Here is a 14,277-nt window from a genome sequence, read left to right as displayed (position 1 = left end):
CGAGACGATTGTGCAGGCGCCGGTCGAGCCGCACGTGATCGACAAGGGCATTCCGACCGCCGGGCTCGTGGCCCATGTGATGGTGGCCAAGTACGCCGACCACCAGCCGCTCTATCGCCTGGAACCCATCTTCGGGCGCGCTGGCTTCCCGATCCCGCGCTCGACCCTGGCGCAGTGGGTGGGCACCTGCGGCGTGCGACTGCAGCCACTCGTCGAAGCCCTCAAGACCGTAGTGCTGCGCCACGGCGTGCTGCATGCCGACGAGACCCCTGTGCAGATGCTCAAGCCCGGCAACGGCAAGACGCACCGCGCTTACCTGTGGGCCTACGCTGCCGGCGCCTTCGAAGACCTCCAGGCCGTCGTCTACGACTTCTGCGAGTCGCGTGCCGGCGTGCATGCGCGCGAGTTCCTCGGCGACTGGCAGGGCACACTGGTTTGTGACGACTACTCCGGCTACAAGGAAGGGTTCAAGTCAGGCCGGATCATCGAGGCCGGCTGCCTGGCGCACGCCCGGCGCAAGTTCTTCGACCTGCACGTGGCCAACAAGAGCCAGATCGCCGAGTTCGCGCTCGAGCAGTTCGGCAAGGTCTACGAGATCGAGCGCCAGGTCAAGGACCTGGAAGCCGAGGAAAGAAGAACGATACGACAGCAGCAGACTCGGCCACTGCTCGACGCCCTGCACGAGTGGATGACACTGCAGCGACAGAAAGTGCCGGGCAACTCGGCCACCTCGAAAGCACTGGACTACAACCTCAACCGCTGGGCTGCGCTGACGCGCTTCGTCGACGATGGGCAGCTGCCCGTGGACAACAACTGGGTCGAGAACCGGATGCGTCCGATTGCCCAAGGTCGGGCCAATTGGCTCTTTGCTGGCTCGCTGCGCGCGGGCCAGCGCGCAGCCGCCATCATGAGCTTGATCCAGTCGGCGCGCATGAACGGGCACGACCCGTATGCCTACCTCAAGGACGTCCTGACCCGGCTGCCCACGCACAAGGCCAGCCAGATCGAAGATCTGCTGCCGCATCGCTGGAAGCCTGCTGGCGGCACCGGCGCCTGAGCGTCAATCACCCTACGTGCCGGCGGTCAAGTATGGGGTTAGCCGGACGCATACGTTCCTGACGCCAGTGCAACAGCAGCAGTGAAGAGCACAGCTGTGGTGCCGGCAGAGCTCTATGTTCCCGTCTCGCCGGAAGGGGCTGCCATTCGCGATCAGGTCAGGCAGCCACTGATGTATCGAAAGCCGGTGGGTTACCAGCGTGAATTCCTGGAGGCCTACCAGCCCGGGATCACGTTCTACCTGCCCGAGTCGCTGCGGCGTCAGCTGCACGAGATGGGTCGCACTTCTGCAGATGAGCGACCGGCCGGCACCTATACGCGCGATATCCTGGGCCGGCTGCTGGTGGATCTGTCATGGGCCTCATCAAAACTGGAAGGCAACACCTACAGCCGGCTCGACACCCAGAACCTGATCGAGCTGGGCCAGGTCGCCCAGGGCAAGGCTGCCATCGAGACCCAGATGATCCTGAACCACAAGGCGGCCATCGAGATGCTGATCGAGGATGCCGACGAGGTGGGCTTCGATGCCTTCACCTTCAAGAACTTGCATGTCGTGCTGTCCCGAGCCGACCAGGCTGCGTTCGCGGAGATGCTCGCAACTGCGCTGCAGCAGTTGCATGAAGGCTGCATCGCCCGCTACCGGCTCAGGCGTTCAGAGTACAGGGCCTGGCAACAGGTCCCGGCCTGATCGAGTCTTGCATGCACCATGCGGCAGATGCCACGGGAGTCGATCAGGTCATGATCACAGATTCCCGCCCGCAGCCACCGGTTTTCAGGAGTCTGGTGCAAGACACCGGCGCAGCCTTGGCTGCACCCGCAGGCAAGAGCCTTTTTGCCTCGATGCGCTAGGCCGGCATCGACTGGCCGTACCTGCATCGCAAGGCCCTTCGGCGACATCGTGATCCAGCGAGCGTGAACCCGCATCAGGCCTGGGGTGTTACTGCAGTCATCCCATGACTTTCCATTCCTCCTGATCCCGGCCAATTCAAGCCCGGCACGCGCGCACGCCACGACACGGGCGGCCTTCACGTGGGACGAAGTTCGTGAAGTCGAAGTTCATACGTATGAACTCCTGGGCTGGCCACGAGCCTCTGGAGGTGGACAGTGGGGCTTGCTGCCAGTGATCTGCCCTTGCTGGGATCGGTGGTGGCTTCGTAATGCGCACACATACTGCGAATGGTCTCTCTGCTTCAGAGCAACCAGGATGCGCTGCCCGCGTTAGGTGAGGAGTTCATACGTATGAAGAAATGGCCTATGTGACCTGGATATTCTGGTGCGTCTGGCTTCCCGCTTCTGATCGGTCAGCGACAGGAATCCGTGGATCGATAGGTGAGAACTTATAGGGAGCCAGCCTAGGAAGTTCCAGGCATGGACAGTGTTCCGATTCGACACCGGAAACCCACGGCATGACCATGCCTTCACCCATCACAGGGACGCGCTCCGAGCGCTCGGAACTCAGCCCGGTAGCAGAGCTTCAGGAGTTCATACGTATGAACTCCCCGATGCCACAGATTCAGACCAGTGAAGTCTGGGCATCGGCGACATCACGGCGGCTGTACCATTGGCCAAAGGTCGAACGGAACGGTGTGCCGTCGCGCCGGTACCGCTTGGCCATGGGAAAGAGCGCATGGAACTGGGCCAGCAACTCGTTCTGCTCTTCTGCCGTCATGGAGTTGAAACTGGCCATTGCCGCGTCGAGTCTGGCGCTGCGTTCCTTGTCTTCGGCAATCTCGGCTGCAGATTTGATGCTGCTGGCTGTCTTTTTCGGCTTGGGAACAGGAGGCTCGGTCTTGACCCGCTGCTTGGCGGAGAGATAGTTGTCCTTGAGGGCGGTTCGCATGAAAGCCGCTGGTGATGCCAGGGCAGGCTTGCTCAGATCCGCCATTCGTGCCTCGACCAGTTCCAGAGTCGAGCGCAGGTAGGCATCCTCATGCTGGGACAGCAAATCGATCGACTGCCGTTCGGTGAAACCAAGAGCTTTGACTCGGTCGAGCAGTTCGGAGTCGACGACCGGCGCCGGTGGCAGTTCCAGCGCGACCTGCTGCGAAAACGACACCAGGAACTGCAGGTCCGTCACGCTGCGCCCCTTCTTGGTCTCCAGCAGCTCGACCCGGATGTCGGTACGGTTGACTTCCTCGATGGCCGGATTGAGGGTGTCGCGCTTGAAATAGCGGAACTCCGGAAACTTGACGGAACCGACCGGCTTTCCGGTCAGCGTGTCATGCCACCAGTGCCAGTGCTGGCGTGCCGTCTTGCCACCCACATTAGTGAGGTAGCGCTTGGCGATCTCGTAGAGTGCCGTCCCCGCCACTGTCTTGAGCGAAGTCAGATGGTAGATCGAAAGCTTGGTGTAGAAATCCGGATTGCTGAGAATGTCCCGGGTGCTGCGCGGGAACTCCCAGCCGATCAGGGTTGGTCGCCGTCCGGAGCCCTTGAGCACATGGACGGCACCGATCAGCTGGACCGAGGTGAAGCGACCGGTTGGATCATCCGACTCCACCAGGGTGGTCTGCAGTTGCTGCAGACCAGCGATCAGCATCTTGTGGTCCTTCGAGCCCCAGGAAGAATCATGCGCCAAATCACCAGAGGGGATCCAGAAATAATCCTCCGGATTCGGGCAGGCGTCCCAAGGAGAAGGCGCACTGTTGCCCGTGTTGCCCTGCTTCTGCGCGTGGTAGAGCAACACGTTGAAGATGCGGCGCCCCATCATGGAAAGTGTCGGCCCTGACTTGACCCGCACACCGACGGCACTGTTGGCCTTGCGGAATTCCCTGTTGCTGGCTTCAAGAACTTCAAGTTCGGCACCAGTCTCTGATCTCTTGCGTGTCGCCATGTTCAGGCTTATACGTGATTACTGCAATTCACTTATCGTACCGGATTTTCGTGAACGTGAGATCAGGTGATTCACGTATGCGGCATGGACCAAAGTCTGGCAAAGCTAGCTCCCTACAAGAGCTCACTCAAGACTGGCGAGCAGCTCCTAGCTCCCCATGAACTCTCACTCCAGTAAGCAAACAGTGAGCCATAGCGCCCCATATACCTTCACACAGACGGCAATTTGACGTTCTAGTTCCCTACAAAGTCTCACTGATAGCTGACTGAACGTAGCTCCCCATCGGAGCTCACACATGAGAGTGGCGTTCCTGCCTGCATGTCATGGCCAGCTGTGAAGTCGGGCTGTTCAACTCGCATGCGCAGGGGTCCTGGGAGTGTGAACAGCTAGTTCCGACCAGGAGGTCGGCATCGGGGTGGGCGTGCGCGAGCCGACAAGCTTTGGGCTGATGAAGAGCAAGGACACTAGCTCCCCATAAAAGCTCACGCTTGATGGACCTAGCTCCCTATGAAAGTACACGCCAACTGTCTAGCTCCCTACAGACTCTCACTCAAAGGCTACCCAGACGGTTCGTAGAACCCTATAAAGACTCACCATCGGACAGCTGGAGCTACTTATCCACAGGCCAGCTCCCTACAAGAGCTCACGTATCGGCTGTAGCTCCCTATGAGCTCTCACACAGAAGGTCCTTAGCTCCCTACAAGATCTCACTTTGTACCCCCGTAGCTCCCCATAAACTCTCCGGAAATGTGGTCTAAGTCAATGTTTTCAAAAGATTTTCTTGGTCGTCAACTGTTATCAAGCTGTATGTATCAATACTGCAGAGAAGTTCTTGAATTCTTGAAGAAAACACCGTAATACCTTGATTTTTCTCAAGAGTTTCCGGATTTCAAAGAAAAAACGTGAGTATTCATGGGGAGCTATGGACAGATTGATCGAAGTTGTCTAGAAAACTACGTACAGTCCAAGAATAGTTTTTATCAGTACATTTAGGAAAAAGTTGGAAAGCTAAATTTTTCCAGTATGATTCAAAATCATCTAAGACCTGGAAGTCAAAATGACGCGAGCCGTAGAGTTCAAAACATCCGTCGCCACGGCCCTGTCTGGCATGGAGATCACTCCGAAGAAACTGCAGGAGCTGGTGGGGCGTGAAAAGCCTGCGGGACAGCATCACATGCGCTACACACCAGCCGACATGATGGCTGCGCGCTATCACGCTGCGGGACTCAAGGTCCCCTCGATGGAAGAACTCCAGACGGCGGACGTTCGCTTTCCCGCACTGGTCGTGACACGCATGACAAAAGGTGGCGTCGGCAAGACCAGCCTATGCGTCAACATTGCTTCCACCATGGCAATGATGGGGTACCGGGTCCTGGTGATCGATGCCGATCCGCAAGCTTCGGCCTCCAATCTGCTAGGGGTTGAGACAGCGTCTTACGACAGTCATATCACGCACATCGGCAATTTTCTGACCAAGCCCAAGGCGGACAAGGAACCCGATAGCGACCTTCCTGACGCGATTGAGCATATTTATGGCGGTGGCTTCCTGGACCTGATTCCTTCTGATATCACCTTGGCAGAATCCGATGCCAGCATGGTCACGCTCATGGCCAGCCATGCCAGGGCACATCTGTTCCTGAACCGGAACGCGACCTTCCTGTCGCGACACTACGACGTGATCTTTATCGACACGGCACCGGGCACTACGCCGATTGGTCTGGCGTTCACCTATGCAGCCAAGGAAGCCGGCAAGGTGCTGACTGTGGTCGAGCCCGAAGGCAGCTGCCTTCGGGCCTTGGATTCGCTGGCCTCCAACCTGGCCGAGATCAATACCGTCACCGGTGCCGAGGTCGGGATGGAAGTGGTGATCAACAAGTATCACCCCTCGCTCAAGCATGTGCGTGAATCGATGGGCTTCCTGTATTCGAAGTACGGCGCCATGCTCAACGACTCCATCGTTCCGCAGTTCACGGGTTTTGCCCGCCAGCTCAATCCTGGCAATCGTGACGCAGCACCCTTGGTTGAAGTGGAACCAAGTTCCGTCGGCGCTGCCGCCATCTTCGATGTCGCCAAGAGCCTGATTCGCAGCTTCGGCATCACCCAACCCGGCCTTCCCGCTTCTGAATAATCATGGCAAGAATTCCTCCCAAGCTGTCAGGACTCGTCAAGTCAGGGGCTGTAGTGGCCACTCTGCCGGTCCATGATCTCGCAGATTTTCAATCTTCCGCAACTGCTGGCAAGGCAAGAACTCTGCTTGGAGCCCAAGCCCAGGACTTGGGGTACTCATCGGCTGTTGATCCGCAGATGCCTGCCGCTCATCCCGTGCAATCCATAGCGGTTGACCTGATTGATCCCAACCCGCTGGCACCGCGTACTGTCTATACGCCTGAGATGATCCAGGCAAGAGCAGACGATCTGCGGACCCAAGGCCAGCACGATCCGATCCACGTCACACCCCATCCGGACAGGCCGGGGCGCTTCATCATCTGTGATGGCTGGACCCGGGTCCGGGCTTGTGTGGTGCATGGCACGTTCAAGACCTTGCGGGCAGAGATCCACCACGATCTCACCGGTGTGGATTCGGCACTCTTTGGTTATCAGCAGAACGAAGGCCGCAAGCAGCACTGTGATCTCGACCGTGCCATGTTCTTCGAGAAGCTCAAGGCCACGGGCTTGTCGGCCGTGAAAATCTCGGCGCTGACCGGTGTTCCAGAAAATCGCCTCAGCATGTACAAGGCGCTCGCCAGTCTGCCCGCGCTCGTACTGCAACAGATCGAGAAGGCGCCCGAGCTTTTCGGCTACAACGCCGGTGCGCAACTCGCACGTATTTGCCCCGCCCACGCTGACGCCAACGACCTTGGCGTAGTCAAGGCGGCTCGAATCGCCGAGGCCTTTGCCGCGGGCGACAAGACCTTCAAGTGGCTCAAGGCACAGGTAGAGAACTATCTGGTGCATAAGCCGCGTGCCGTGCCCAGCACGGGCGCCAACTTCCGCTATCCGCAAGGGTTCCTGCGCGGCCGCGGCGACACGGTTCAGCTCGAACTTCGCATCGACACGCCGGAGCGGCAGACCCGCCTGCTGGAAGAGCTCAGGTCCTTCCTGCGGGAGCGGGGCATAGTTGAATTCACTGGAACGACTGTTGAGCAACTGCCTGCAGATGTCGGTGGGACTGAACCTGGCCAGGCCTGAGCAGCAAGAGTTCATACGTATGAACTCGGACCGCCTGGGGTGGCAGCGGCACCGATGAGTTTGACATGCGGGTGTTCCGGGCAAGCGGCAGAACAGATTGGGTCTAGATGGCCTAACGTCCATGGCCCGTGCTGGTCGAGCAACTGGCCAGGCAATACGTGGCCAGTGCGGAATCCATCAGGGGGGCGCAGCAACTGTTTGCCTCTGGCTGGGGTGAGTCGATCCGGCGGCCTTCGCGTTCAGAGCGGTCAAAGCACAACGGTCACGATCTTCATACGTATGAACTTCCGGGGATCATGATCCATACGGTTGCCTGTATTGAAACAAGATATACGTCACGGGCCAATTCGTATGGCGAATGTTTTCCGACCTGGATGCAGACAAGTTCAGGCAGTTCACCGCCATGCTGGACGCGCCCCCTGGCCCGAATCCCGGTCTTGAGCTCGGCGGGTTTGTGCTAAGCTAGTGTCACATTCCGAGTCGGGCCTGACGCCCGCGCCAACCTGCCTCACCGGGGCAAGGTGGTCTGCCAAGTGCGATGTGGCCTTTCGAGGCAACCAAGCCGGCAGCAGCGTCGCCCTCCTTGTGAGGGCGCTTTCGTTTCCGGGTCTGGCCGACCCGCCTGTCCAGGCAAACCGGCCGGGGGGATTTGTTCCAGCTTGCGGCCCCCGCCACCCATTGGCAATGTCGCTAAACAGGAGAGTCACAATGACTGAACTCGCTCGCTTTCATCCCGCTGCGGCAAAGCACCAGCCCACCTTCGTTTTCGAGCGCGCCTCGCTCGCGCTGATCGCCACCTGGCGCGACCGCTGCACCCATACCCTGGCTGCAGATCTGCCGCTCGACAGTGAATGGCGCGATCCCGCGGCCTATCGGGTTTCACACTGAGCTGGCAGGTCGTGATGGGTCTTGCCGCCGGATTTGGGTGGAGGTCAGGTCAGTGTTTCAGATCAGCCTGCCGACTTCCTCGGCAAGATGGGCGCCGTGCTGCTCAGCAGCTTGGACCTGAGTGCCCGCGAGTTCCTTCGCCGGCCGCGTCAGGTGCCTTCCACCCCATCCAGATACCGGCGATACCCATCGGCTGCCTGTCGGCGCGAGTGATCCGGGTGGGAGCGACCTTGCCACTGCGCCAGTCGGGCTCGTAGAAGGCCTCGGCCGGGATGATTCGGTTCAGGCAGGGACGACTGGCGGTAGACGCACCGTACGCCGCAGTCTTCCAACCATTCGTCCATGCCAGTCCAGCGACTCAGTCAGCCTTATCGCCTGCGGCCGATCCGCAGGCTTTCCCTGGTCCTGGTCTCCTTCAACGGGGTGAGGGCGAACCTCAGACCCGACACCAGACCCGATAGGATTTCCTGGTAGTAGTGGCGCCGCATTGGGCCAGGCTCGAGTGGCTGCATTTTTACCTCGAGCACGTGGTCGACCAGAGTGGCCTTGATCACCCAGTCAACGGAGGGGCCCAGGCACAAGCCCTCTTCGAACCGGTCCGACTGCGACCTCAGCCGCTTGGCCCAAGGCTCGTGCAGGAACTTTTCGAGTTCACGGCATTTTTCCTGCGTGACCGGCACCTGCGGCATGGCCTGCAGGTATTCCAGCGTCTCCTGCAGTTTGGCCGTCACGATCGCCAGCCGTTCCCTGTCCGTCAGATCATGGAAGCCAGTGGCTTCCGTTTCCTTCTCGACGGTTTCCCTCGTCGTCGTCGTGCCGCTCTTGGAATTCATGCTCGTATGGTAGCGACTGAGTTCCCGGCAAATCGGGGTTTGGGTCGGGTGGGTATCGGTCACTGCCGATCGCCCTGGGGTTGGCTGCCAGCAGCAAGCACGGTTGCTGCTCGGGTGCTGGCATTTATCAAGCATCCATATATGGACGTTCATTTGGCTGAAAGCATGATGTACGGGTTTTATGGCCAAGCCTTTCCCGCTCCCAGTTGATCGAGGCGATGGGCGGGCCACAGGAGGCCGGGGAAGTGGTGCTGCTGATGGACAGCGCCTATGAAGGTGATGCCACGCGCGAACTGGCCCAGGCGTTGGGCTTTGTGCCGGTCGTACCGCCCAACCCGCAGCGCAAGCAGCCTTGGTCACTGGACAAGCCCCGCTATCGGCGTCGCAACGAGGTCGAGCAGTTGTTCCGCCGGCTCAAGGCCTGGCGCCGTGTGTTCACCCGCTATGACAAGACCGATGTGATGTGTGCAGCGTTTATCGCCGAGGCTCTTCGATTGCGTTAGCAGGCCCTAGCGAGGAGAACATGAACCGCTACGGCCTCACGTTGCCGGACCTGTGCGCGATTAAGTGAGCGGACAGAGCGATCACGGTATCGCTCAGGGGTGGATGCGAAATTCCGCGTTGACCATAACGAACACCTGCAACCCATATGTGGTCATAGACGCGAACGGCTTCTTGCCCGAGGCCGTGAAGAAGCTGGCTCGCTCTGCAAGAAATTGCAAACTTGGCTCCGACCCGCTCGATACACTGCATGTCGAATGATGACTTTCATTCGACCAATGTGCCACGCCTGATGGACGAACTCCCTGGGCGTCAGATTTACGCGCAATGAAGGCGAGTCTGCCGAATCTTGACGCTGGATGCGTCAAATTTTGCTGTACCATTTCTCGTCTTTTTGGAGAAAATTATCAGACAGTGGAGTCGTGGAAGTCGATCAAATCAGATGCAGCCTTCAGTTCAACGCTTACATCTCCAGTACATGTCCTGTCGCCTGCTTCCGCTTTACCCCGGTTTGACGCTTGCTCGTCAGTGTCGTGTGCTCTATCGGCTGACGCTGCGGTGGGTTCGGCAGGCGCTCAGGGTCCCGGACGGTCGAGGCAAAAACTTGGCCGATCACGGTGGCTGGCCCCAGTCTGAATTGCTGACCCACTACGGAAGCAGCGTTCGTGCGCTCTGCTTCCCCGGGCAGGCTGCCAGTTTTCCATCCCGGTTTCGTGGCGTGGCATATGTGGCGAAAACTGAACCGGTCTGCATGCTGGTCTTGTCAGGCGTATGGACTGGAGCCGTCCAGCCATCTCAATCAACCATTTGAAAATATCCAATTTTTCAATCTGAAAGGAAAAACTGTGTTCAAGCAACTCGTCCCCCTGAACAAAGCGCGTCACGCGACCAAAAAGATCAAGCAAATCGAAGGATTTGGTTTCGCATCTGAGTTCCATATTGCATCGTTGATGGTGCATGAGTTCTCTCGTGCGGCAGCTATTTATCCAGTGGTCTTCCTGGAAGACAAGGAAAAGGATCGGTTCCGTCCCGTGGTCCTGCTCGGTCTCGAGGAAGGGGTGAACCTGTTCACTGATGCTGACGGAAAGTGGCAGTCATCCTATGTGCCGGCCATCATCCGCCGCTATCCGTTCGCGCTGGCCAGCACGGGTCAGGAAGGTCAATTTACCGTCTGCATTGACGAGGGTAGCGATCTGGTCAGCGACACCGAAGGTGTCCCGCTGTTTGGCGATAACGGTGAGCCGGCTGAAGCAATCGAGAATATCAAAACCTATCTCGGCGAGCTGCAGCAGATGGATGCGTTTACCGATGAATTCTGCAAATTCTTTGCTCAGCACAACTTGTTCACCCCGCTGAACATGCGTGTTCGTCAAGCTGATCAGGCCAAGAACATCAGCGGTTGCTATGTCATCAATGAAGAGCGCCTGAACAATCTGTCCAACGAGCTCTTCCTGGAAATCCGTGCAAAGAACTATTTGCCTGCGGTATACGCTCACCTGATCTCGCTGTCGCAAATCGAGCGTTTGATGACATTGGGTGAAGAGCGTCAGTCGGCTAAAAATAGCTGAAGCGAAAAATTCAATTGATGTGGGGTCGGTTTTTCCGATCCGGTCGGCGGGTTGCTTTCTTCGGATCGACCCGCCTGATTTTTATGCGCCGTATCCCGACGGCGTGCTATAAGGGATAAGAATTATGAGCTCCAAGATGAAAAATGCCCAGCCTCGCATGTCCAGACTTCTGAGCAAGCTGATGCGGAGTACTTTTCAGGTCGAATCTCTGGAGCAGAGAATTCTTTTGTCTGCCGATCCTGTCACGGCCACTGCTCAGATGTTGCTGGACAGGAACTCGACAGCGATCCGATATGAAATCGATCCGGTCAATCAAGGTCATGCCGAGGCTGTGCTCGATGCTGATTCGGAAACAAGTTTCCATCAGGTATTGAATCAGACACGCTCCTTGGTCATGGAGTCGGTCTTTGCCGTGCAGGATCAGGCATACAGCCGATTCATGGAAGGTGTTCTTGACTCGGATGCCTTGGGGGGAGACCAGCTTTCAGGGGCTGAGTCGGTGACCATTTCTGCTGTTTCGGATTCGACCCTGAAGCCGCAGGCAGTCTCGAGTCCATCTGGCGATGCACAGGCCTGGATGCCTCAGGATGCAATCGACACCACGAAGCAACCAGCTTCTGATTATCTGCTGGATGGCGGGCGTTACGATGCGGCCCAACTTGCGCGCGATGTCAGCCTCGTTGATATGCGATCGCTGGTGGTGGCTCCTGGTTCGATGCTGGCAGGTAGCGGTTCATTGCAAGCACCGGTCGAGGTGCTCGGTATCTTGGCGCCCGGTTATTCGCCGGGCGTTGCCAATTTCACCAATGGATTGACGCTGGACAGCGGATCGACGACGGTGATCGAGCTCGGCGGCATGGATCCCGGCACTGGCTACGATCAGATTAATGTTGCCGGCGGCGCTACCCTGAACGGAAAACTTCAAGTCAGCCTTCATGGCGGCTTCAAGCCCAAGGAAGGTGACACCTTCACCTTCATCAATTATGACTCGGTGAGCGGTTCGTTCGATTCGGCGCAGGGTCTGGTTGACGCGGCGAACGGGATTTATTACGAAATCAAGCAGAATACCAACTCGATACAGTTGGTCGCGCACAAGGTCGATACAGCAACGGCATTCCTGATTTCAGCCCTCGATGGCAGCGGATTGAATGGCCTGATCGATGACGACGTCATCGGTATGGCCATGAATCCGTCCTACTTCATGAAGGATCTGAGCTACGATGTCAGCGGTTCTCTCGCCCTGGGTAGCGGTCTTTCGCTGTCGGGGTCGATGTTCCTCGGCTACCAGTCTGATTTTTCTCTGGGTAACGAACATTACAGTGCCTGGAGGCTAGGCCTGGAGAATGCGTCCGGCTATTTTGGTTCCGGCCCGCAGGCCAGTAGCCAGCCTGGTCTGTCGATTGCCGATCTGGATCTGGGGCTGCTCTGGCTCGACAGCACCAGCTCCGATCAGGCCTGGATCTGGGCCCAGGGCTCGGCTGCCAACATTTCGTTGAAGGGAGTCGGCGGAATCAGTCTTTCGACTGATTCTCTGACGATCGATTTCGCGCAGGGCATAGGAGCGGGCAATGACACTATGCTCGATCTGTCGGCAGCCAGTACCAGCGTGAGTGTCGGCGCGACCAATTATGTTTTCGAAAGTGTTGCCGTTGGTGAAAGATCGACGCTTTCAGGCAATGTGAATCTCATCATGCCGGCCCACTTGACACTGTCGGGTAGGCTTGGCATTGCAACTTCCGATGCCGGCCTGCTGATGGCCGGTAGCAGTGTCAGCTCGCGCCTCGATGCCGGCGGCATGACAGTCGGTCTTGACAGCGCTCAATTCGGCCTTGTTATTCTGGCTGATTCGTCGGGGTTCGAGCTCGAGGCCAAGGGAGCGATCGCCATCATCGGCGCTGGGTTTTCATCGGTAAGCGCAGATTCCGCCTTGCTGCGTGTCAATACCACCGGCGTGGCCCAGGCGGCCCGGACCCTGAGCTTTGGAAATTTCACCTACACGCTGGCCCAGATGGACAGCGCGGCGGTTCCGGTCCTGCAGGTCACAGGCCTGAACATCATGCTGGGTGACGCCTTCAAGCTGAGCGGAAATTTCGCTTTCCAGCGCGAATCCGGCAGTGGCGACCTCCAGGCACTCGCCTCCTCGGCCAGTGCCCAGATGCAGGCGGGCAATCTGAGCGCGGGCGTCAACAGCACGAAGCTGGCCCTGGTCGTCAGTGCAGCAACGGCACAGCAAGCTGGCGGTGTGTTGCTCGAAGCCGAAGGTGGTCTGAGCACTGCATTCGACAGCAGCGTCTCTCTGTCGGCAAGCCAGGCCGCGGTGCGCTGGAACTCCACCGGAAATGCCGTCAGTGGTCGCAAGATCACCATCGCTGATGAAGCCTATACCTTTGGCAAGCTCGACGCCGGGGTTCAGCAAATAGCCGTCAGCGGCGCCCAGTTGACGGCAGGTGAGTTCTTTCGTGTCAACGGTGATTTTGCGTTGTTGCGCAGCACGGTGACCGTCAAGCTGGCAGGGGCTGACGCGTCGGATGGTGGAATTCTTTCTGATTTAATTACGATTGGGGCCCAAGGACTGGCCGCTACTGCTGGCATCTCCGATTCGACGGGCTTGCAACTGACCGGCGTGCAGTTTGGCTTGGCCCTGATGAGTGCGCGTGCTGATGCTTCCCGGCGCTGGACCAGCTTGCAGGCCACTGCGTCGACGGCTCAGCTCAATGGCCTGGCGGGAGTCAAGATCGCAGGTGCCGATCTCAACATCGCTTTCAACGATGCGTCGAAAACGGGTGACGCGGTCGTCGATTACGCCGCTGGCAAGACGGTTCTGAATGTAAGTACCGGCGTTGGCAGTAGCCTCGCGCTGAGCATGGATGGCAACCAGGGACGACTGTTGCAGGCCAGTGGACACCTGACGGTTGAAGTGCAGGACTTTGTCCGCACCGAGGGCAATTATGCTATCCAGCGCAGCACGCAAAATCTGAAGCTGTCCGACGGTAGCTCGGTCAGCGCAGATATGTTGACGTTGGGGGCGAGCGGAGCCGAACTGTTTGCTGGCGTCGATGACGCCGCGGCCGGTGCGATTGGCCTGGAGTTGAGCGGTGTCGAATTCGGTCTTGCGCTGATGAGCGACCGCGCTGATGCGACACGCTCTTGGGTCAGCTTGCAGTCCAACTCCATTGCCGCTTCGCTGATCGGTGTCCAGGGGCTGACGCTTTCGGCTGGTCAGCTCTGTATTGCGGTCAACCAGGCGACGCGGGTGGGCGATGCCGTGGTTCATGGATTGAACAGTGGTCTGCTTGTCAGTACGGGCTCCAGCAAGTCAATTGCGTTGGCGCTCGATGGCCTAGAAACACTTGAGGCGCGTGGCGCAGTGACGGTCGAAGTAGCCGATTTCGTCACGCTCAGCGGTGAC

General features: G+C 58.4%; 10 protein-coding genes, 1 pseudogene and 1 riboswitch. Of the genes and pseudogenes, 8 read left to right on the top strand and 3 right to left on the bottom strand.

Annotated elements, in window-relative coordinates; translation table 11 throughout:
• Together tnpC and C6P61_RS17030 are read left to right on the top strand one after the other, a co-directional pair.
• Positions 1–1,057: IS66 family transposase (gene tnpC, locus C6P61_RS17035; RefSeq protein WP_105731095.1), on the top strand; the 1,057-nt coding region annotated here is incomplete at its 5' end.
• A 171-nt stretch (positions 1,058–1,228) separates the two neighbouring features.
• A complete protein-coding gene (locus C6P61_RS17030) occupies positions 1,229–1,744 on the top strand; it encodes a Fic family protein (protein ID WP_425319768.1) in 516 nt (171 codons plus the stop codon).
• 825 nt (positions 1,745–2,569) lie between these two features.
• Here C6P61_RS17030 and C6P61_RS17025 read toward each other — a convergent pair.
• Positions 2,570–3,889, bottom strand: a complete 1,320-nt coding sequence (locus C6P61_RS17025; RefSeq protein ID WP_105731094.1) for a replication initiation protein — start codon at positions 3,887–3,889, stop codon at positions 2,570–2,572.
• A gap of 1,057 nt (positions 3,890–4,946) precedes the next feature.
• On the opposite strand from C6P61_RS17025, the gene C6P61_RS17020 reads away from it, so the two are divergent.
• The 3 genes from C6P61_RS17020 to C6P61_RS17010 all read left to right on the top strand — a co-directional run bounded on the left by C6P61_RS17020 (position 4,947) and on the right by C6P61_RS17010 (position 7,966).
• Complete coding sequence (locus tag C6P61_RS17020; protein ID WP_105731093.1) at positions 4,947–6,017, top strand: ParA family protein; 1,071 nt, start codon at positions 4,947–4,949, stop codon at positions 6,015–6,017.
• 194 nt (positions 6,018–6,211) lie between these two features.
• Positions 6,212–7,078 (top strand): ParB/RepB/Spo0J family partition protein, encoded by an 867-nt coding sequence (locus C6P61_RS17015; RefSeq protein ID WP_170067411.1) that lies wholly within the window; start codon positions 6,212–6,214, stop codon positions 7,076–7,078.
• A 465-nt stretch (positions 7,079–7,543) separates the two neighbouring features.
• Positions 7,544–7,649: riboswitch (SAM-I-IV-variant riboswitch) on the top strand.
• A gap of 137 nt (positions 7,650–7,786) precedes the next feature.
• The gene (locus tag C6P61_RS17010) at positions 7,787–7,966 is read left to right on the top strand and encodes a hypothetical protein (RefSeq protein WP_105731091.1); all 180 of its coding nucleotides are present in this window, start codon (positions 7,787–7,789) and stop codon (positions 7,964–7,966) included.
• A gap of 103 nt (positions 7,967–8,069) precedes the next feature.
• On the opposite strand, the gene C6P61_RS18245 is transcribed toward C6P61_RS17010, so the two are convergent.
• Complete coding sequence (locus C6P61_RS18245; RefSeq protein WP_425319769.1) at positions 8,070–8,315, bottom strand: SOS response-associated peptidase family protein; 246 nt, start codon at positions 8,313–8,315, stop codon at positions 8,070–8,072.
• A gap of 19 nt (positions 8,316–8,334) precedes the next feature.
• On the bottom strand, positions 8,335–8,799 hold the full coding sequence (locus C6P61_RS17000; RefSeq protein WP_105731090.1) for a hypothetical protein: 465 nt from the start codon (positions 8,797–8,799) through the stop codon (positions 8,335–8,337).
• A 176-nt stretch (positions 8,800–8,975) separates the two neighbouring features.
• Between C6P61_RS17000 and C6P61_RS16995 the strand changes: the two are divergent.
• From C6P61_RS16995 to C6P61_RS16985, 3 genes and pseudogenes are all read left to right on the top strand, one after another.
• Positions 8,976–9,302 (top strand): annotated as a pseudogene (locus C6P61_RS16995) (transposase family protein); the annotation flags it as partial.
• Between the two features lie 663 nt (positions 9,303–9,965).
• Positions 9,966–10,868, top strand: a complete 903-nt coding sequence (locus C6P61_RS16990) for a SapC family protein (RefSeq protein ID WP_211296999.1) — start codon at positions 9,966–9,968, stop codon at positions 10,866–10,868.
• A 124-nt stretch (positions 10,869–10,992) separates the two neighbouring features.
• A partial coding sequence (locus C6P61_RS16985; protein WP_146115089.1) for an LEPR-XLL domain-containing protein occupies positions 10,993–14,277 on the top strand: 3,285 nt, incomplete at its 3' end.

It is taken from the genome of Malikia spinosa, from assembly GCF_002980625.1.
GTDB classification, from domain to species: Bacteria; Pseudomonadota; Gammaproteobacteria; order Burkholderiales; family Burkholderiaceae_C; genus Malikia; species Malikia spinosa.
The sequence above is the reverse complement of the archived record's forward strand: the minus strand, read 5'-3'. Positions and strand labels throughout refer to the sequence as shown.